Raw genomic sequence first — 22,166 nt, forward strand, 5'->3', positions numbered from 1 at the left:
AGCCCCACAGCACTAAAGCCCCCACATCACCACAGCCACCACAACCCCACCAGAGCACTAACGCTCCCAGCCCCACAGCAACGCCTCACCCACTTTCGAGTTGTTCTCCCGCCTCTCAGCCCCGATCAGAAACTCTCCGTGAAATACTGAAACAATGACTGCCTCTCACCGTGCTTCCAAGACTTGCCCAGCTACGTTCGCAAACGTGACCCTCGCGCCGCGCACCTCACATCGCGCGGCCACCACCTCCTCCCGCCGCGCAGCGACCGCCACGGCCACCGCCGCCCTCGCGCTGTCCGCGGGTCCGGCCCTAGCCACCACCGCGTCCGCTGCCCCAGTGCCGAACCTCAACCCGAACGGCACCATCAACACCCCAGCTCGCACCCAGATTTCCTTCGAGCACACTCCCACCGGATTCCACGCCGGCACCGCGAACGAGCACGAGTCGCGCCCCGGCCTGTCGATCGTGAAGATGTACATCGCCGACTACGTCTACGCCCACGGCACGCCCGAGGAAAAGGCGCAGGCCACGCAGATGCTCCGCACGTCGGATGACCGCATCGCCTCGCAGCTCTACGCCAAGTATCCTCAGTCCATTAACGAAACCGCCCGGGCTTACGGCCTCAACGACACTCACGGCGCAGCTCACTGGGGCAATTCGACGACCTCCACGGCCGATAGCGTGAAGTACCTCGAGGCGAAGAAGCGCCAGAACCTGACTGACCCGGTGTTGGTTGCGCTGGCTACGGCGTCGCCGGTAGCGGCCGACGGTTACGCGCAGAACTATGGAACCGCCACGCTGCCTGGTGTGATCGGTACGAAGTGGGGCTGGTCGGATGATCGCCGGTCCTTCCACGCGTCCGCTTCCTACGGCACGGATTTCTCGGTGGCCGCTGCCACGAACGGCCCGGCTGCGCAGCTCACTGGCGATGTCCAGGCAGCGTTCGTTCCGGGTATTTCCACCCCGACGCCACCAGTCGCCCCCGGCATCCTCGGCTCCTCTGGTCTGGGCATGGTGAACTACCCGGCGCGGTTGGTGGCGCAGCAGCAGATTGGCCACATCGCGCCTCCCGTCACGGACCCGATCATCGCGACGATCCCGGAGAACGTGCTGGTCCCGCAGCCGGTCGCGGGCTTCCTGCCGCAGCCTCGGTAGAGGTGGGCAGGGCTCGGTCCGGATTTCGGATCGGGTTACCGCTGCCGCTCCCGCTTCCCCAGCTCAGCCAACGCCGCACCCGATCCCACCTTGTCGCGCGTGATTGTCGAGACGGTGCCGTCCGTCTCCAGCACCATCGCCGCGATGGCATCCAATCCGCCGTGCCCGGCCTGCCGCGCGGCCTGGTAGACGTCGGATTCACCCAGCCGGGCAGCCTTCAGCCCCTCGGGGATCATCTCGCCGTCGCGCACCAAAACCACCGGCGACGCCGTCACCAGCGCCCGCAGCCCCTGCCGATCTCGGATCAGCCTTGCCACGATGAACTGCAGCGCCAGCATCAGACCGATGCCCACCACGCCAGCGCTGAAAGCCAGGTCGGTCGAGGTCACGGCAGTCGCGAGCATCGAGCCCACAGCCACGGTCACCGCAAAGTCGAATGCGTTGAACTTCGCCAGCGACCTCGCGCCCGTCACCCGCAGCATGATGAGCAGCGCGAAATACGACGCCCCACCAACCAGCAGAATGCGCACAATCGGATCCATCCCTGAAAACCACATACGTGACAGTATGCACGATTCGCGCAGTTCAGCAGCGCCAACGTTAATGCTCCCGCCGACGATCACCCCGACGCTCGCGCCAAGGCCGAGACCGACGCCGAGCCCCACGCCGACGTCGCCACGTGCGGACAAGCTCAACAACTACATCGCTCGAGCGACAATGGATCTAAGCGACTTTTCTAAATTAAAACACATAGTCTAATAAGGGCTTGGAGGATCAGGCGTTGTCGCAGGTCAAAGCTATAATTGAGGCCGAACCACCAAGCAATCCAGCTACCCTCAGCCCAGCCTTTGAGATCCGTTCCGATCCGAAATCCGGATCGCAGTTCGCCTCATCCACTTAGGTGACCCGGTCCGAAATCCGGATCGGCGATCCTCGGTACCCCCTTTCGAAGCCACCAGTTCACACCATCAGTTCCGATAGCTCCCCCGGCACTTGGCCCCTTAACTACACTGAAAAACCTATGACTGACGCGCCCTTCTCCTCCGCCGCACCCGCCGATCGCCCCACCAGCGCCGCCGCCGCACCCGCCGCACCAACCAGCCTCGACCAACTCGCCCCCGGCGTCACCGTCGAAGTTCGCAACGAGTCGTGGCTCGTCACCCACGTCGCCCGCACCACCGACGGATTCCGCGTCAAAGTCCGCGGACTCTCCGATTACGTCCGCGACACCACCGCCACCTTCTTCACCGCCCTCGACGACATCCGCGTCTTCGACCCCGCCGCCGTCACGCCTGTCGCCGACAACTCCCCCGGCTTCCGCCATTCCAAACTCTGGCTCGAGTCCACCATCCGCCAAACCCCGGTGCCGCTCCACCACCCTCACCCCGACGTCTCCGACCGGATGCTCGCCGACCCCCTCGACTACCAACTCGCCGCCGTCCGCCACGCCCTCAACCCCAATCGCGCGCAGCCCCGACTCCTTTTAGCCGACGCCGTTGGCCTCGGCAAAACCCTGGAAATTGGTATGATCGCCGCCGAGTTGATCCGCCGCGGATGCGGCGAACGCATCCTCGTGGTCACTCCCAAGCATGTCCTCGAGCAGTTCCAACAGGAGCTGTGGACCCGCTTCGCCATTCCCCTCGTCCGCCTCGATTCCCAGGGCATCCAGAAGGTCCGCCAGAAGCTGCCCGCCAGCAAGAACCCCTTCACGTACTTCCCCCGCGTCATCGTCTCCATGGACACGCTCAAGTCCGCCAAGTACATGGCGCAGCTTGAGAAGGTGAGCTGGGACATCGTCATCGTCGACGAAATCCACAACGCCACCAACTCCGGTACCCAGAACAACCGCCTCATCCGCACCCTCGCTCCGCGCACTGACGCGCTGATCCTGGCCTCCGCCACCCCGCACAACGGCAACCCGGATTCCTTCAAGGAGATTCTGCGCCTCCTCGATCCCCTCTCTGTCTCCCCGGACGGCATCATCGACCAGAAGGCCGCCAAGGATCTGATTCTCCGCCGCCACCGTAACTCCCCCGAGGTGGCATCTGTGGTCGGAGATAAGTGGGCCATCCGTGAGGAACCGAAGAATATCCTCGTTGAGGCGTCGAACGAAGAAACAGCGGTGGCGCGGGAGCTCAGCGATACGTGGCTCGGCACGAAGCTCAGCGGGGACCTGTTCCCGTGGACGTTGGTGAAGGCGTATCTGTCCTCTCCGGCGGCGCTGGCGGAGACGATCAACAACCGGTTGGACACGCTCGGCGGCAACAGCAACAACAACACCAACTCCACCGACGCAAACCAGATCGCCGCCCTCCACCACCTCCGCGACCTCAACAGCCGCATCACTCCAGAGACCTCCAACAAGTATTGGCAGCTCGTCGACTACCTCCAGGACATCGGCGTGGGCAAGAAGTCGCCGACCCGCGCGGTGATTTTCTCCGAGCGCGTCGCCACCTTGCGCTTCCTCGAGGAGAACCTCGCCAAGCATCTCAAGCTCCCCACCGGCGCGGTCCGCATCATGCACGGCGGCATGTCCGATATCGAGCAGATGGAGCTCATCGACGAGTTCAAGCGCGCCGACACTCCCCTGCGCGTGCTCATCACGGGAGACGTCGCCAGCGAGGGCGTGAACCTCCACACCCAGTGCCACCACCTCATCCACTACGACATCCCCTGGTCCCTGATCCGCATTCAGCAGCGCAATGGCCGCATCGATCGTTATGGCCAGACCGAGCCGCCGCAGATCACCACCTTGCTGCTCGACCCGGCCGAGGGCGTGGGCGAGACGCACGTGTTGCAGAAGCTCGTGGAGCGCGAGCATGAGGCGCACGAGATGTTGGGCGATGCGGCGTCGTTGATGGGCCAACACACGATCCGCGGCGAGGAGGATCAGATCCGCGACGTACTCCGCGGCCTCCGCGATCTCGACTCGACTGTCCGCTCCCCGGGGGAGATGTTGGCGCAGGCTCGGGCGGTGCAGGAGGCGGCGATGAGCGATGCGCCCTCAAGCGCATCATCAGGCTCATCATCAAGCTCGTCGTCTTCGTCCGACGCCGCCACGTCCGCACTACCCGACCAGGGCGTAGACGCGTTTTTGGCGTGGCTGTCTTCCTCAGAGGGTGTCAGCGAGCCTCAATCGGAGACCCCGCGCGCAGCCAGCCTGTACGCCGGGGAGCAAGAATACCTGGTGGATGCGCTGGCGGAGGCGTTTCACGATGTGCCGTCCGATTCCCCAGCCCGCGGCGGTGTGGCCCTGAGCATCAACGACAACCGCACCCTGGAGCTGACTCCGCCGCCGGATCTGCAACGAAGGTTCGACCTACTCCCCCAGGACTACGTGGAGTATCGGCATGTCAAGGACCGGCTCATGCTGGCCACCTCCGTGGCGCGTGGCGAGTCGCAGTTGCAGGATGCGCGCAACAGCGATTCCAAGACGTGGCCGAAGGCGCACTTCTTGGGTCCGCTGCATCCGGTGACGGATTGGGCGGCGGATAGGGCGCTGTCCGCCATGACCAAGTCCGAGATCCCCGCATTCGCCGCAGACGTGGATCAGCTCACGGTGCTCATGATGGCCACGCTGACGAGCTCGCGCGGGCGGGTGATCACTCGGTCGTTCCTCATCGCCACCCCGGGCCCATTCGGCCTGGATGTGGAAGAAGGCATGCCCGCTGCCACGGTTGATTCGGTGGAACCGGTGCGCTGGCTGCGCACCATCGGCCTCGATGAGCAGGCGATCTCCACCGGGCAACTTACCGTGCCCCCGGAGGCCCGCCGTCTGATCTCCGCGGGCCTGGCCGCCGCGGAGCACCAGCTCGATGTGATTAAGGAAAACGGCACTGAGAAAGCCCGCCGCCGCGTGGATGAATGGCTGGAGCGAGCCGACCGCTGGGAGGCCTCGATCTCGCGCGGCAACCAGGCCCTCATCCGTTCGAAGCAGGTGGTGGACAAGCAGCGGGAGATGCTCAAGGCAACCATCCCGGAGCGCTCGCTGATCCGCCCGCTCGCCGTCATCATCCCCCGCACCGCTTAACCTCAGCACCGCTTAACCCCCGACAGGACATCTCATGGCTTCTTTCGATTCCATCGCCAACGTTGATGAGTGGATCAGCGATTACTACCTGACCAACGACGAATCCAAGGGCGAGTCCTTCGGCAAGCGCGCCGAAGCAGCAGTCAAGCAGTGGAAGGCGGAGGACAAGGCCGCCGCCCAAACCAGCCCCTGGTCCCGCCTGTCGTCTCGGCGCAACCAGCTGCAAACGGTGCTCTCCACCATCTCCGCGGACTCCACCGATTCCGCAGACGAGGCCGCCGCAGCCATCGAGGCCGCCTTCGGCTACCCGGCCCCGACTACTCAGCGGCTCGCGCTCGGGTCCTCCACGCTGTCCCTGTCGGCAGCGCTGCAGCACCAGGCCGCCGTGGTGCGCATCGATCCCATCACCGGTATCGAGGAGTTGGTGGAGGCGATGCCGCGGTGTGGCGTCGAACTAGATGGCAAACCGGTGGACTGGACGGCCACGAAGTTGGTTACCGAGTTGTTCCTGGCGGACACCCCACCGGCGTTCGTGGTGCTCATCGCGGGGGCGTGGGTGGTGCTCGCGGAGCGGGAGTCGTGGCCACTCGGCCGGTACCTCGGCGTGGATGTGTCCCTGGCCGCGGAGCGCAACGATACGAAGGCCAAGGGCGAGCTCATGCAGGTGGCTGCGGCGCTGGCGTGGGAGCACATTGCCCAGGCTGCCGATGGCACCACGTGGTGGGCGGATACGCTCGCCGAGTCCCGCGAGCACGCGGTGAAGGTCAGTGAGGATCTGCGCCAGGCGATTAAGGAATCCATCGAGATCATCGGCAATGATGTGCTCCGCCGCTACCGGGAGCAGGGCCTATCCACGGCGGACGTCAACGGTAATGAGCTGGCCAAGCAGTCGCTGCGGTATCTCTACCGCATTTTGTTCCTGCTGTTCGCGGAGGCCTCGCCGGAGCTGAACATCCTGCCCACGGGCGTGCCGGAGTACGACGATGGTTATGGCCTGGCGAATCTGCGCGATCAGATTCTGGTGGAGCCGCCGACGGATCGGGCGGCCCGTGGCACGTACCTGTATGACAGCCTGGATGTGTTGTTCCGGTTGGTGGATCAGGGCCACGATCCCATGGATGAGTCGGCTCCTTTGTTCGACGCCCAAGCGGGCGAGGACGGACTGCAGTTTAGGAACCTCGCGGCGGATCTGTTCAAGGACAGCGCCACGGAGTACATCACGCGCACGGGCCTATCCAATGCGGCGCTGCATAAGGTGTTGCAGAACTTGCTGCTCACCCGCGAGACTCGCGGACGGGAGCGCGGCTTCGTCTCGTACGCCACGCTGGGTGTCACCCAGCTGGGCCAGGTGTATGAGGGCCTGATGAGTTACACGGGCTTCATCGCGGATCAGGAGCTGCTGGAGGTCGCCCCGCACGGCGATGCCTCTAAGGGCTCGTGGGTGGTTCCGGTGGCGCTGGCGGAGACTCTGCCTTCGGACAGCATCGTGCAGGAGCAGGTGGAGGATGCCATGGGCGTGCGCACGCGCAACCGGCGGTACGCGCCGGGGTCGTTCGTCTACCGGCAGTCGTCGCGGGATCGGGAACGTTCGGCATCGTTCTACTCGCCACCGGTGATTACGGAGTTCACGGTGGGGCAGGCCATTGAGGAGCTGCGGGAATCGCGCGTGACCTGTGCGGATGATGTGTTGAGTTTGAGCATCTGCGAGCCCGCGATGGGCTCGGGCGCGTTCGCGGTGGAGGCCGTGAACCAGCTTGCGGAGCTGTACATCACCCTCAAGCAGGAGGAGTTGGGCGAGCAGATCCCGGCGGAGAACCTGACCGAGGAGCTGCAGCGGGTGAAGGCTTCCATCGCGCTGCACCAGGTCTACGGCGTGGACTTGAACCGCACGGCGGTGGAGTTGGCGGAGATTTCGCTGTGGCTCAATACGATGACGGCCGAGTTGAAGGCCCCGTGGTTCGGCCTGCACCTGCGTCACGGTAATTCGCTGATCGGTGCCACCCGCTCCACGGTGACGGCTGAGAACCTGACCACGAAGAAGTACCTGCCCGAGCAGCCGACGCACCACAGTGTGGAGACCGTGGCGGAGTACATCCTGCCGAAGCAGCACAACCCAAAGCTGGCCGGCCGGGTGCATCACTTCCTGGTGCCCTCCCCGGGATGGGGCGCGGCTAGTGATTCGAAGGACCTCAAGCAGATGGCCCCGGAGGAGGTCAGGGCCATGAAGGCTTGGCGCAAGGCCGTGCAGCTGGGCTTCCGCGCGGGCCAGGTCACCGAGCTCAAGGCGCTGGCGGAGCGGGTGGAGATGCTGTGGCGCTTCGCGCTGGTGCGCCTGCAGATCGCCGAAAGCCAGATCCGCCGCGGGGTGCGGGTATGGGGTCAGCCGCCGGTTGCGGACACGCAGGCGGTCACCCGGGCCGAGATTGAAAAAGAGCTGTTCGAGAACCTCGATGGGTCCTACCAGCGCCTGCGCTTGGTGATGAATGCGTGGAATGCGCTGTGGTTCTGGCCGCTCAGCGAGATTGATGCGCTGCCGGATCACGAGGAGTGGCTGGCGATGCTGCGGGACGCCCTGGGTCACGAGAACTCAGCCTTCGACGAAAACAAAACGGCAACGCTGGGCTTCGGCTTTGACATGAACTGGAACGATCTGGGCTTCGCAGAAAGCGTGGAGTTCGGCGCCTCGGGCGCGTTGAAGCACGATGCCCTGCTGGCGGCCCACCCGTGGCTGCGGATTGTGGAGCGGGTGAGCGAGGAGCAGTCCTTCTTCCACTGGGACTTGGACTTCGCTGCGGTGATGGCGAACGGCGGCTTTGACTTCCAGGTGGGTAACCCGCCGTGGGTGAGGCCGCGTACGGACGTGGATGCGCTGCTTTCGGAGCACGACCCGTGGTTTTCGCTCTCCAACGAGGCAACTTCGGTCAAAGAACAACGGCGAAAAGCCCTAATCGAAAAGCCAGAAGTCCTATGCACGCTGTTCAGGGGCATTGGAGAAACTTCTGCCACCGCCGCCGTCCTGCGAGATACTGCGAGATATCCGCACCTTTCCGGTCAGCCCAACTCATATCGAGCCTTCATCGAGCGGAGCTGGATGAACACAAACAGGAATGGCATAATTTCGCTCATCCACCCTGGAACTCATTTCACAGATAAGAAGGCTACCATCTTGCGCGCTGAAGCATACCGGCGCCTCCGGCGCTCGTGGAATATTACAAATAAACTCGGCCTGTTCGATATCGGAACGGACGAGAAAAACTTCAACGTTGATATTTACGCCTTTCCCAGATCGGAAATATATTTCATTCAAGCATCCGCAGTTCATCATCCAAAAGTAATTACGGAATCATTAATTCATGACGGTTCTGGCCCCGTTCCCGCCTTCAAAACAGATGAAGGAAAATGGGATCTCCGCCCTCACCGGAGTCGCATAACTAGGGTCACTAACGCCACCTTGAACACTTGGAAAATAATCTTAGAAGACCCAGACACTCCACTGCTCGAAACACGTTCCGTCTTTACCGTCAACACGGAGGCGGCTACTGTGCTTGAGAAGCTCGCTGCAGCACCACGCATGAAGTCTCTTGGCCTCCAGTTTTCCCGCGGGTGGGACGAGTCGATCGACAAGAAGAAAGGTTACTTCGATACCTCCTGGCAGCACGCAGAGTCGTGGTCTGACGTTATCCTGCAGGGGACCCACCTCGGTGTCTCCACCCCAATGATTAAGCAGCCCAATGAAAGCATGCGATCAAGCAAGGACTGGTCTGGGGTTGACATCGAAGAATGCTCCGAAGATTTCATCCCTGCCACGGCCTATCTGCCGAATCAAGATAAAGTAGACTACAAGACTTCCTACGGCTATTGGGTGACGACAGCGGGGCGAACCCCAGTTACCGATCATTTTCGCGTCGCGTGGAGAACAATGGCCGCAAACACTGGTTTTCGAACGTTATATCCGGCACTTCTCCCACCGAAGGCATGCCACGCAAACGGTATACATTCTGCTGGCCCAGTGGAGAATGCGCATTCTTTGTCGGGAGCAGCGACCTCCAGTTCCTTCCTTGTCGACTTTTTCCTGCGCTCGAAAGGTCTCGCTAACATCTACGGACCAGTTTTTGAATCCCTCCCCCTCGGCACCGAGAACGCCCTCTGGCCAACCGCCGCCCGCAACTACCTGCGCCTGAACTGCCTCACCCGCGCCTACGCGCCGCTGTGGGAGCAGATCACCGGCGAGCAGTGGACCCCCAATACGCCATTGCGCAACGCCAAGGAGCGCTGGCACGCCCAGAACGAGATCGACGCGATCGTGGCCCTCTCCCTCGGCGTGACCGCCGACGAGCTGTGCATGATCTACCGCACCCAGTTCCCCGTCATGCGCCGCTACGACCAGGAGGACCTCTACGACGCGAACGGCCGCAAAGTCCCCAAGGATATCGTGAAGCTCGAGGCCAAGCTCAAGCCCGGCCAACAGCTCACCGAGGCCGAGCGCACCTGGACCCACCCACAATCGGAAGCAACGTACACCTTCGAGTACCCCTTCGCCCCCTTGGATCGCGAAGCCGACCTGCGCGAGGCCTACGCTCGCTTCGCCCAGGAGCTGTAAGGAAAACCCATGCCCAGCCTCATCCCCACCCACGCCTCCGGACACGTCGTCGGCGGCTTGAGCGAATACCTCGCCACCAGCTTCTCCCTGGCCGAGAACACCACCGCCACCAGCCTCAAGGACTTCCTCACCGACCCCGAAGGCGGCATGTTCCACGGCCCCTACGTGCGCACGCGCCTGCCCTACGCACCAGCCACCGACTGGGAGGACGCACTGGGGTGGTTGCCCGAGGGATTCACACCGTATCGGCACCAGGCCGAGGCATTCCGGAGGTTGGCGTCGAGCGAAAAAGGACAACCCCGCAGGCCAGAACCCACCCTGGTGGTCACGGGCACGGGCTCGGGTAAAACCGAATCCTTCCTCTACCCCATCATCGACCACTGCCTGCGCACCACCGGCACAACCGGGATCAAAGCCCTGATCCTCTACCCCATGAACGCCCTGGCCAACGACCAAGCCGCGCGCCTAGCCGAGCTGCTCACCACGGACCCGAAACTCCGCGGCATCCGCGCCGGACTGTACACCGGCGAGGCTAGCACCACCGCCCGCCAGACCGTCAGCGACGCGGGGCTCATCACCGACCGCGACACCATGCGCGATGCCCCACCGGACATCCTGTTGACCAACTACAAGATGCTGGACCAGCTGCTGCTGCGCGGCGAGGACCGCCCGCTGTGGGAGCGCTCCGCCACCTCCCTGCAATACGTGGTCCTCGACGAGTTCCACACCTACGACGGCGCCCAAGGCACCGACGTGGCGCTGCTACTACGGCGCATGGGCCTGACCATCAAGGCTCTGCAGCCGGAAGGTTTTCTCTCCGACGCCGACAGCACCCGACCCCTCGGGCGCATCACGCCGGTGGCAACGTCCGCCACCCTGGGGGACAACAGCGGCGGAGACACGCCGAGCGAGATGCTCGACTTCGCGCACACCATCTTCGGCGAGCCGTTGGAGCCCGGCGCGGTGGTGCGCGAGACGATGCTGACCATTCCGCAGTGGCGGGAGGCGATGGCGGAGTTCACCGGGATCACGGCGGAGCCGACCGGTGCGCCGGATGTGGCGCTGATCCAGGAGATCAACGCGGCGATTGAGGCCGGGACTGGGGCTGGTGCCGGTGCCGGCGAGGCCGTGGCCGGATCCGGGGACGGGGACGGCGAGGCGGGGGCCGGAGCCGGGGACGGCGAGGCGGATGCGCACAGCGACACCGTGCACCGCGTGCTGTGCGACAAGCTATTCGGCCTGCCCACCGCCACGCCGAGCATCGACGAGGCCGTGGCGGCTGCCGCCAACAACGAGTGGATCCTCACCGTCCTGCGCACCACCCTCCGACCTGTCGCTCTCGGCGATGCCAGCGCATCGGCGGCGCTCACCGGTACAGCTGGCGTCGGCGGCGCAGGTGGCACGGGTGGTTCGGGCGACCCGGCGCGCACCCTGGAAAGAATCGTGTTCACCGACGAGCAGCGCCGCCAGCTCGGCGAGGGCGCCGTGACATTCCTGGCGCACACCTTCAGCGAGATCGCGTACCTGCGCGCGACCTTCGGCGCTCTGCACGGCCGCGAGGGCAAGAAGTTCCCCGGGGTGGAAACGCACCTGTGGGTCCGCGAAGTCTCCCGCATCGACCGCGCCGTGGAACTGGATGTGACCGGCCCGGAGATGTTCCGCTGGTCAGACAACGGCACCGCCACCGGCAACTGGCTGCCCGCCTGCTACTGCCGCAACTGCGGGCGCTCCGGTTGGATGACGGCCATGCAGCCCGGCGATGAGTTCGTGGAAACCAACGTGAAAAAGATCCGCTACCAGGGACTTCGCAAACCCTCCCTGCAGCGCCCGCTCATCGATGCCTCCAGCGAGGCCCGCACCGGCCACACCCGCGTGGCCGATGACGATTCCATCCTGGCCTGGCTGGATTTGCCCAACTCCGCGCTGACCACCACGCAGCCGGACGAGGAATCCGAGGACCTGGGCGGCGTGGTGCCCGTGCTCACCTACTCCCCCGATACCGCCGACGAAAAGGCACGCCAGGACGTGTGCCCTTCCTGCGGCGAAAGCGATGCTATCCGCTACCTCGGCTCCTCGGTGGCCACGCTGCTGTCTGTGGCCGTCTCCAACTTGTTCGGCATGGATGAGTTGGATGCCTCCGAGAAGAAGTCCCTCGTGTTCACCGACTCGGTGCAGGATGCCGCCCACCGCGCGGGCTTCATGCAATCCCGCGCCCGCACCTTCGCCTTCCGTGGGCGCACCAACGCCGTCACCCGAGCAATGGCGGGCGGGCGCACCACCTTAGATAAGCTGCCGGCTCTGCTCATCGCCTCGGCCAATAACGATGCGGTACCCGACCGCGCCCGCTTCGAGCTCCTGCCACCTTGGGTCACGGAAAACAAGCGCTTTGAGCCCTTCTGGGACCCCGCCGCCACCACGGCGCAGCGCGAGGACGCCGAGCACAAGCTCGCCCGCGTGCTGGAACTCGACATTGCCCTGGAGTTCGGCGACCGCGCCGACCTAACCCGATCCCTAGTCTCCACCGGCACGCTCTCCGTGGGCGTGGACGTGGACGAGTCAGAGCTCGCCGAGCTGGCCACCGAGGCCGCCAGCAACCTGGACGTTCTGTTCCTCGACAAGGACCCGGCCACCGGCGAGACCCTCGCCGGTTCCGGCACTCCCCTGGCCTGGGCCCGCGGCGTGCTGGAATACATGCGCCTATCCGGCGGCATCTACGCCGACCTGCTCCACACCTTCATCCAGGACGACGGCAACTCCTACATGCTCCACCGCCGCGAAGCCGCAGCCAAGGGTGTGCCGAAGTTCCCCATCGGCGGCGCCCCGCACTTCCCCCGCGACGGCAAGCAGCTCAAGAACAAGAGGCTGTCCGCCTCCACCCTGCCGGTGGGCGACCCGCGCGGTTGGTTCGCCCGCTGGACTGCCTCCCACCTGTCCGTGCCCACCCACCAGGCCTCGCACCTGGTGACCGCACTGTTCCGCGCCCTGGCCAACAACAACATCCTCGACACGTTGACCAGCAACTCCGGGGCAACGATGTACTTCTTGCGCCCGCAGCGCATCCTCATCCAGCAAGAGGACCACCCGCAGATCCTGGAATGTAGCGTGTGCCACCGCCGCTTCGGCGTGGACCACCGCGGCCGGGAGATCCTCGCCGGCACGCCCTGCCATTCCCTGGGCTGTGAGGGACACTTCGAGATCGTCAACAACCCCGACAACTACTACCGCAGCCTGTACGGCTCCCGGGATTCGCGCACTGTCATCGCCCGCGAGCACACCGGACTGCTGGACCCCGCCGAGCGGCTAGAGATCGAAGACCAGTTCAAAGCCCCCGCCGAGTCCCAGGCCCCCAACGCCCCGAACGTGTTGGTGGCCACCCCGACCCTGGAAATGGGCATCGACATCGGCGACCTCTCCACCGTCATGCTCGCCTCCCTGCCGGACACCGTGGCCTCCTACGTGCAGCGCGTGGGCCGCGCGGGCCGCTTGACCGGTAACTCGCTGGTCATCGCCGTGATCCGCGGACGCGGCAAGGCGCTGGCCCGCCTGGAACGCCCCCTAGACACGATTAATGGTGTGGTCCAACCGCCGGCCGCGTTCCTCTCCGCCCGCGAGATCCTGCACCGCCAGTTCCTCGCCTACGTGGTGGACACGATGGACTTCGCCGCCCTCGGCATCCCCACCCACCGCGCAACATCCGTGTTCGGCACGCACCCCACGAGCGAATCGACCGTCATCAACGCCCTCATCGCCCGGCTGGGTAAGGGTGTGGACGAATTGCTCGATGCCTTCATCACCTCGTTGTCGCCCTTCGCGTCCGACGCCGTTACGGACGAACTACGCACATGGGCGAACGGACACGCGGCGGCGTCGATAGAAAAAAGCAAGCAGGACTGGCACGCCAACCGCCAGCTCATTAAGGACCGCCGCGCGGCAGTCGGCACCATCCTCGATGACCTGGAAAAGGCCGCGGCCGATGGCGGCGGCACTTTCGACGAAGAGATGGAACAACAACTGCGCAGCACCAGGGCCGCGTGGGGGTTCCTCACCAAGCAGCTGCGCAAGGAATTCGAGGACGAATACTGGATCGCCGCGCTCGAACGCTGGGGGCTGCTGCCTAACTTCACGCTGCTCGATGAATCCGTGGAGTTTCACCTGTCCATTTCCAGGACGGATGCCGACACGGGGCAGATCGAAACGAGCGCGCGGGAGTACTCGCGCGGCATCTCCTCCGCCCTGTTCGAGCTGGCGCCCGATGCGACCTTCTACGTGCAGGGCATCGCCGCCACCGTCGACTCGGTGGAGCTGGGGCCGGAAAAATCCGCAGTGCAGACGTGGCGGCTGTGCCCCACCTGCTCCTACTCGCGGGTAGAAGGCCCAGAGAGCACACCCGAGCCCTGCCCCACCTGTGGCGAGCCGCGTTTCGCCGATGCGGCACAGGTGAAAAAGGTCGTGGAAATGTCCAAGGTCTACGCGTCCGTGGACTACTCCCGCTCGGCGATCACAGACGCGCGCGATGACCGCTCGTCCGTGCGCTTCGAACAAGCGCTATCCATGGTGGTGCCGGACAACGGCTACGGCGAAAGCTGGTTCCTCACCGGCACCGGCTTCGGCATCCGCTACGTCCCATCCGTGGAGATGCGCTGGCTCAACCTGGGGCGCGCGGTCGGCGGCGTGCGCGAAACACTGTGCGGCGAGGACGTGGAAGCGCCACTGTTCCGCGTGTGCCGCGAATGTGGATACAAAGACTCCGAAGCCGGGGCGAACCGGTGGCAGGACCACAAGCCGTGGTGCAGCCTGCGCACCGCGGATGAGGAAGACGCCATCGAGTTCGCGCTCGGCCGGCGGCTCACCACCCAAGGCGTGCTCATGCACCTGCCCGCGAGCATTTCTGCGGCAGACGACAACGCCACCACGAGCCTCATCGCCGCCGTGCGCATGGGATTCAAACTGGCACTCGGCGGCAACCCCGACCACCTCGACGTGGCACGGGTCTACGCCAGCACGCACGGCAAGGTCAGCCCCATGCTTCTGCTACACGACACGATCCCCGGCGGCACCGGCTACCTGGCGCAATTCACCTCATCGAAAGATATCCGCCGGCTGCTGGTGAAGGCCTACACGAAGCTGGCGGAATGCTCCTGCCAGCACGACCAACGCCTGGCGTGCCCGGAGTGCCTGCTGCCGTTTACCGCGGGCAGTGACGTGGACAAGACCTCCCGCGAATCGGCAATGTCCGCCATCGCGAAGATCCTGCTCGACGACCTCCACCCAGAGGTCGATTCGGACCCGCTGACCGCCGAGGACGTTTGGGACAAGCGGCTGACCTCCACCGCTCCCGAACTCTCCGACCGCACGCAGCTAGAAGTGATGTTCCTCGAACAGCTCCGCGCCGATCTCAAGAAGATGGACGCCACGGTGACCGAGCAAACCATGGGCAATTACGCGCGGTGGACGATCAGCTTCCCCGGCTCGTCGCACCAATGGTTCATGCAAGAACAAAAAGACTTCGGCTTCACCCGCCCGGACTTCTACTTCGAGACGGACAACGCCAGCGTGAACAAACTGGCCGTGTATCTGGACGGATACCAATTCCACGCCAGCCAGTACAACAACTCCGTGGCCAGCGACATGGCCAAGCGCAAGCGCCTCACCGAGGAAGGCATCGAGCCGTGGTCCATGACCATGCAGGATCTGCAGGCCAGGAAAGACACGGCACGCGGCGCCGGATCGGGGCGCGCACCCCGATGGTTCGATCACGCGAACCGGCAGCGCATCAACACCCTGTTCACCATTCAGGACACCGACCACGAGCTGCTGCTGCGCGATCCCATGACGCAGCTGCTGGAGATGCTGAGGCGCCCCACCGCCCCGTGGCGGCAGCTGGGCGGCATCTCCGCGCTGCACACCATGGCCTCCATGGCACAACAAGGCCCGAGGTTCATGGGGCCATCCATCGACCTGCGCAACGTGAACAATCACTTGGAAATGGACTTCCTAGTGAGCTCCGGTGGCAGCAACAGGGAGATCTGGAACGAGTTCCTGCAGCTCAGCAACCTGGTGCTGCTGGACCCCACGCGGGCGACAGTTGATGTGCGTTCCACCGGCGCTGCGGAGGGCGCTGCGGAGGGCACTGTCAAAGACGCCGCGAAGGACGCCGTGGAAGTCCCGGAGCGGGATGCTGGTGGGGACCGTGGTGGCGTCGAGCACAAGACCCACCCGGATCTGGCAGATATGTGGGACGACGCGCTCACCGAGTTCGACGACGAAGAGGACGTCACCGCGGCTATCCGCGTGCTTGCGGAGGCTGGGGTGCGGCCGCCGGATGACGTGGGCGCGGAGGTTAATGGCGTGGCGACGATTGTGACGTGGCGTGCGGCTGGCGAAGGTGCTGGCGACGGTGTTGATGCTGGCGGCAGTGCTGGCGAGCTCGTGGCGCTGGTGTTCGACGGCGACGGCGACCAACTCAGCGAACCGTGGGTGGCCGTGGAAGTCTCCGAGGTCGGCGGCGAAGACGGGGACCAAGAAGGTGACAGGGTGCCCGAGGTGCTGCGGCGATTAGGCACAGGCGAGTAACACGATAACCAATTGGCAATACGACGAAGGGCGAGGCTATGCACGGCAACGTTATTATCAGCAGGAATTTCAAGGCCCACCCCGGGCTGGAAAAGCAGGCGTTTGAGTTCATCCGCAAGCTGCAGGACAACCCCAGCAATCCTTCGCTGCACATCGAGCCGATGAAGAACATGGCCGACCCGCGCATGCGGACAGGCCGCGTCAACGACAAATACCGCGCAGTGCTTGCGGAGCTGGATGGTACGAAGGAACGCCAGTTCCTGCTCATCGCGATCATGAATCACGATGATGCGATCGACTACGCACGCAAAGCCACGGTGAACCTCGACCGGACGAACGGTGCCGTGACGGTCGACACTACGGAAAATGTCGGCGGCGCGAAGATGAGCAAAGCCGAGTTCGACGCGCTGGTCGACGCTCGCGCCAAGAAGCGCGCGGCGGACTTGCTGGCGCAGCAGATGTATGAGGAGCAGCAGCGGGCGGCTGAGGCTTCCGCGGCTTCCGCGGCTGACACGGCTGGCACGGCTGGCACGGCTGGCGATGCGTCGGCAGCGGCAGTCGAAACCACCAAGGTGGCGATTCCCACCCCACCGCCCCGCGACATCCTCCGGGAAAGGGGCATCACCAGGGACGATCTGCTCACCGAACTGGGACTGTCCCCAACGGTCGTGGCAGACGTCGAAGGCGCCACCGACGAAAACGACCTCGATGCCGCCCTCTCCACCTGCCTGGAATGGGAGCGCGACGCCGTACTCGGGCTCGTCGCAGGCATGTCCATCGACGAAGTCATCGAGGACCTCGACCTGCACGTCTCCCGCGCAGAACCCGACCGGGAGGTCAGCGCAGACTCGGATGCGATCATCGAAACCGTCCGCAAGTCCGACCAGTGGATCGACCCCAGCGAAGAAGACCTCAAGAAGATCCTGGAGCACGGCACCTTCGCGGAGTGGCGCACCTACCTGCACCCCTCGCAGCGGGCCGCCGCGTTCGGCGAACATCAGGGATCCGCACGCGTCCTTGGCGGCGCGGGCACCGGCAAGACTGTCGTGCTGCTGCACCGCGCGAAGTACCTGGCCGACAAAGGTAAGGCGAAGGCTGATCCGAAATCCGGACCGAACACCGTCGAGTCCCGCGAGCCCCGCATCTTCCTCACGACATTCACCAGGGACTTGGCCAACCAGCTCAAGGCCCAAATGTCGCTGCTCGACCCGATGTACACCGAAGCATCGCAACCCGGCGCGCCTGGCATGTGGATCGCTGGTATCGACGCCACCATCAACCGCTTCATCCGGTACGCCCATCGGGTCGAACTGCAGCAAGCCTTGAAGGATGCACTGGGGATCACCACCTTCTTCCAGCCGAATGTCCTGCAGGGCAAGCCGGCGCAGGACCTCTGGGAGGAAGCCGCCAGCCTCAACGGCGAGGGCCTGCCCGACGACAAGCGCCACCCCAAGTTCCTCGAAGACGAGTTCAACGATGTGATCCTCACCAACTCCATCACGGAGAAGAAGGAGTACCTGCGGGTCTCGCGGGCGGGCCGAGGCACCCCGCTGGGCCGTAGCGAGCGCAAGATCGTGTGGGAGATCGTGCAGTCGTTCATCCGCAAGTGCACCTTGAAGTCCTCGCTGACGTTCCCGGCCATGGCGGTGGTGGCCGCGCATATCTTGGAGGCACGGAATCAACCGTTCTTCGACCACATCCTCATCGACGAGGCCCAGGATTTCCACGCCGGACATTGGCGGTTCATCCGCGCGTCCGTGGCCCCTGGCCCCAACGACATCTTCCTTGCCGAGGACTCCCACCAGCGGATTTACGGTAATCGCCTGACGCTCTCCCACTACGGGATCGTCACCCGGGGCAGGGCAACCCGCCGCCTCCGCCTGAACTACCGTACGACGGCGCAAAACTTGGCGTATGCGTCGGCCATCCTGGAAAATTCAGAATGGGTGGATTCGAGCGGTGACGTGGATTCCTTGACCGGCTACCGTTCGGTGCGCACGGGTCCGCTGCCGCAGGTGGTGCATGCGGCGACGTCGCAGGACGAATACGAGGAGATCACCCGGATCGTGAAGGGCTGGCTCGGCGCCGATCTGCCGTCGGTACACATCGGCGTGTTGACCCGCTCCCGCCGTGGGGTAAACGCACTTGCCGACCACCTGCAATCCCACGATATTGAGGTGACGACGCAACGAGCCGGCCTCAGCTCACTCAATGCGAATGTGTCAGTGATGACCATGCACAATGCGAAGGGCATGGAGTTCACGCACGTGATCTTGGCGTCGGTCTCGGAAAAGGCAATGCCTCGCGTGGGCGGCTACGCCGCGCAGCCGGAGGCGGAGCAAAAGGACGCGCTGCAGCGTGAACGGGCGCTGCTGTATGTGGCGGCATCGCGCGCGCGTGACGAGCTGGTGGTGACGATGAGCAGCAAGGCCTCGCCGCTGCTGCCGGAAGTCGAGGGAGCCTAACGGAGAAGACGGCGCCTCAGCGACGGAACACGAGGTTCTGCAACACGCCCGTAAGCAGCATTTCCGCCTCCTCGGGTTCCGTGCGCTTGAATTGCTTGGGATCCGCGTTAACGGTGACGGTGTGACGCTGGTTGGTGGCGTCGAGATGAAGAAGGAAAATGCAGTCGCCGGTCCACGAACGATGCAAGTAAACGCAATCTTCCTCCTGGAAAACGAACCAGCGGTCGTCCATGTCACGCGGGACCAGCCCGAGGCGGAGGGATGCAAGCTCGTCGTCAGCGAAGGTGCGCTCGAGTGTGAACTGCGTGTGCTGTTTCGGCATCGGCTGGCACTTCCAGTCTGAGCGCTGTGCGGGGCGTTGTGGCACGTGGGTCTCCCGGGTTCGGTGGTGGGTTTTGGGCGGATCTGCCGTCGGTATTCAGTCAAATTCTAGTCAGCGTTAAGCCGGATGCGACTCAACAGTTATTCAACGAATTTCATCTTTGACCGCTCTGCTACCCGGCCGAACACAGCGGCAGTTCACGCCCCCCTGTTGGTGAAACCACAACAGGGCCACTCTTCGAGTCAGCCCTTCGGCATGGGCCCGTACTTGCCGCCTTCCGGGTAGTATTTCCAACCATCTCGGACACGTACTTCACCATCCCAAGGCAACTTGTAGTTACCTTCAGCAAGATCCTTGACCCATGTGAGATAGTTTTCCTTTTCCCCTCCGGGAACAGCCACGTAACCCCGGCACCCGAGATTGAAGATGTTGTTCTCAAGTGCCCAGTTCTTCCTCGCCGAATCGGCAGTAGCTGGAAATACCTCAGAGGTAACAATCTCCCACGGATTTCGGTGCCCTTGGGCCAAAACCGTGCCATCGTAGTTACACACGGTTCCTTCACCGAAGTAATAAAAGACGTTGTCGTACCCAGCAAGGTTGACGCTCAAGGTGTACATCAGGTTCTGCCAAGCATTGGACTGATTTGTCAGAATCCACTGATCATTGACTTGAGTTGAGTAGCCAGAGATTCGAATGTAGACGTTCGCTCCCTTGTAAGCTGCTTCGCGTGCAAGTTCTGGGAACATTCCATCGTGACAGATACACACTGCTAGCTTGGACCCCTTCGGGCCATCACAAACCGGCATTCCAAGATTTCCGGGCTGCCAAGGCTCGATAGGAACCCAAGGTTGAAGCTTCCTGTAATGAAGCGCGATTTTACCTTCATTATCAATGATGATTGCTGTGTTGTAGGGTGCATTTCCCGGTTCTTCGTTCGGCTCCATGATGGAAAAGACGCCCCACACATCGTTTTCGATACATGCCTTTTTGAACTGATCTACATAGGGGGAGTCGAGACCAATGAGCATTTCGTCGTAGGACCAGATCTTCGTATTGAGTCCTGACGATGAGTACTCAGGGAAGACAATGAGGTCGAGATCTGGGTATCCAGCTTTGGTATTTGCCACGGTCTCGCAGATTTTGTCGACGTTAATCTTGATATCGTCTGGGCCATTGACAACCGGTACTGGATACTGAATTAGGGCGGTCAAAAGACCATCGGGAGAGGCAGAAACGCTACCGGTGCTACTCATAGTGAAACTCCTAGATTGGGAAGCTGTTGTTTCCTATATTTATCCGGAACTGTATCAGTGTTCTTAACACCATGTTTCGAGATTATGAATTTGCAATCGCACGCAGAAAGCACCTCTGAGTAAAAAAACGTCTTCTATACCCAGGCCCATCGATGGATCTGCCGAATGTGCGCGTTCTGAAAAGAAACGGTTCCAGCCTCTGTGCTGTTCTCCGCGGACCGCGCTTCCTAGCGCACCGTGCATGCCTCCACACCAACGAGCGGCCCCAGCCAATGCCGATTGTTCGCCACCAGGCGATACACCGCCCTGAACAGCGGGGATATCGGACGGAAGCACATCACCCGCCCTGCCAGCCGCCACAGCTTCGTGCGTCCGTGGCGTCGCAAGGCGGTTCCAATGGCCTTGTGTCCCAAGTAAACGGTAGGGCGGGCCTCACCAGCATCTTCGGCGCTCTCAGCACCCTCGGCGCTCTCAGCACTTTCGGGGCTCTCATCCCACGCCGGGCGATAGACGGCGAACCGCTCGATGTGGGGCGCGACGTCAGAAGGCGCAGCATCCTTCCACGCCGGTTCAATCCTCATCGGCGCAGAATCGCCACCTGCACCAGCGCAAATCCGCCGCAAGTGCTCCGCGGACCACTGGCAGAACCCACAATCGCCGTCGAAGAAAAACACGGCTGAGGGTTTGGCGTCGGAGATAAAAGAACCCCCAGATACGCCGCGCCGGTCGGCCGAGAGCGGCAACCCTGCAGCGGAGCTCTGCCCAATTCCTGCGATGTCCATGCGGCCCTCCATACCAACGGTTCACGAATCTGCCCAGCGCTATGGCTAGCACTCCTCAAACTAGCACCCATCACCCTGTGCGCTCCCCACCCCACCGACGTGCTGCTGCAATTTCGCCTACCCTGGATATAGGAGTTTTTCCTACCGGTTGCACGACCGGTCTAACGCAACCACAACGAAAAAACAGCGAATAATCCGTAGTCATCGCCAAGGAGGATTCCCATGACTCACCATGACCACAACGAGCACGAGACCAACCACGTGCGCCACGAGCAGGTCGGCCACAGCGACCACCACCGCGAGCACCACGACCACCACCTCGGCCACCACGAGCACCACGACCACCACCTCGGCCACCACGAGCCCGGCACCGGCGCCGGCAAGGTCCACAAGCTCCGCCACGGCGACAAGCACGAGGATCTCGCCATCGACCTCACCGAGCAGCTCTTCGAGCCCGCGAACGCCACTTGGTCGGCAGCTGTCGTAGAGGAAGTCACCACCGAGGGCGAGCCCTCCCTGTACCTCTACCTCGACGCCGACTGCGACCGCTCCTCCGTGGACGCCTCCGATGCGAACCCCGCGCTGAAGGTCACCGTCGGCAGCATCCCGCTGGACACCCGCGAGCTGCGCAACCTCACCGGCAAGAAGTTCGAGGGCGAAGGCTTCGCCAAGCCCATCGCCGCCTGCATCGCCTTCGACGGCGTGCGTTACCGCTACGACAAGGTCTCCGTCGAGGTCACTGACCAGCGCGGATGGGTCACGGATTTCCGTATCCACCTCTCCGAGGACACCGACAAGCTCGGCATCGACGAGCTGGAAATGACCATCACCGCTGAGTTCTTCGGCGTCAGCAGCCGCCTCAACGACCCGACCGAGTTCAGCCGCTACGTCGACACCGAGGGCCTCGTCCTCACCGAAGCCGGGGACCGCCTCATCCCCGCCGAAGGCGACACCACCCCCACCCGCACCTAGTCAGTGCATGGTC

At 63.5% G+C, this 22,166-nt stretch carries 10 protein-coding genes; 6 read left to right on the forward strand and 4 right to left on the reverse strand.

Annotated features, from left to right (window positions below):
- Positions 1 to 205: 205 nt before the first annotated feature.
- Positions 206 to 1,156 (forward strand): hypothetical protein, encoded by a 951-nt coding sequence (locus LA343_RS09150; RefSeq protein ID WP_025403025.1) that lies wholly within the window; start codon positions 206 to 208, stop codon positions 1,154 to 1,156.
- A 35-nt stretch (positions 1,157 to 1,191) separates the two neighbouring features.
- On the opposite strand, the gene LA343_RS09155 is transcribed toward LA343_RS09150, so the two are convergent.
- Complete coding sequence (locus tag LA343_RS09155; RefSeq protein ID WP_224209149.1) at positions 1,192 to 1,845, reverse strand: DUF421 domain-containing protein; 654 nt, start codon at positions 1,843 to 1,845, stop codon at positions 1,192 to 1,194.
- A gap of 332 nt (positions 1,846 to 2,177) precedes the next feature.
- Between LA343_RS09155 and LA343_RS09160 the strand changes: the two genes are divergently transcribed.
- From LA343_RS09160 to LA343_RS09175, 4 genes are read left to right on the forward strand one after another with little or no spacing between them, the layout of a single operon-like run.
- A complete protein-coding gene (locus LA343_RS09160) occupies positions 2,178 to 5,186 on the forward strand; it encodes a DEAD/DEAH box helicase (protein WP_025403027.1) in 3,009 nt (1,002 codons plus the stop codon).
- A 34-nt stretch (positions 5,187 to 5,220) separates the two neighbouring features.
- Positions 5,221 to 9,786 (forward strand): Eco57I restriction-modification methylase domain-containing protein, encoded by a 4,566-nt coding sequence (locus LA343_RS09165; protein WP_025403028.1) that lies wholly within the window; start codon positions 5,221 to 5,223, stop codon positions 9,784 to 9,786.
- A gap of 9 nt (positions 9,787 to 9,795) precedes the next feature.
- The gene (locus LA343_RS09170) at positions 9,796 to 16,359 is read left to right on the forward strand and encodes a DEAD/DEAH box helicase (RefSeq protein ID WP_025403029.1); all 6,564 of its coding nucleotides are present in this window, start codon (positions 9,796 to 9,798) and stop codon (positions 16,357 to 16,359) included.
- 38 nt (positions 16,360 to 16,397) lie between these two features.
- Positions 16,398 to 18,824, forward strand: coding sequence for a 3'-5' exonuclease (locus LA343_RS09175; RefSeq protein WP_025403030.1), 2,427 nt, complete (start codon positions 16,398 to 16,400; stop codon positions 18,822 to 18,824).
- 16 nt (positions 18,825 to 18,840) lie between these two features.
- Here LA343_RS09175 and LA343_RS09180 read toward each other — a convergent pair whose 3' ends face one another.
- The 3 genes from LA343_RS09180 to LA343_RS09190 form a co-directional block, all read right to left on the reverse strand.
- Complete coding sequence (locus tag LA343_RS09180) at positions 18,841 to 19,146, reverse strand: hypothetical protein (RefSeq protein WP_025403031.1); 306 nt, start codon at positions 19,144 to 19,146, stop codon at positions 18,841 to 18,843.
- A 242-nt stretch (positions 19,147 to 19,388) separates the two neighbouring features.
- A complete protein-coding gene (locus tag LA343_RS09185; protein WP_025403032.1) occupies positions 19,389 to 20,399 on the reverse strand; it encodes a formamidase in 1,011 nt (336 codons plus the stop codon).
- Positions 20,400 to 20,626: 227 nt separating this feature from the next.
- Complete coding sequence (locus LA343_RS09190) at positions 20,627 to 21,181, reverse strand: thiol-disulfide oxidoreductase DCC family protein (protein ID WP_025403033.1); 555 nt, start codon at positions 21,179 to 21,181, stop codon at positions 20,627 to 20,629.
- A 222-nt stretch (positions 21,182 to 21,403) separates the two neighbouring features.
- Here LA343_RS09190 and LA343_RS09195 point away from each other — a divergent pair, with 222 nt between their 5' ends.
- Positions 21,404 to 22,153, forward strand: a complete 750-nt coding sequence (locus LA343_RS09195) for a hypothetical protein (protein WP_025403034.1) — start codon at positions 21,404 to 21,406, stop codon at positions 22,151 to 22,153.
- Positions 22,154 to 22,166 lie beyond the last annotated feature (13 nt).

Source organism: Corynebacterium falsenii, from assembly GCF_020099275.1.
Taxonomy (GTDB): Bacteria; Actinomycetota; Actinomycetes; order Mycobacteriales; family Mycobacteriaceae; genus Corynebacterium; species Corynebacterium falsenii.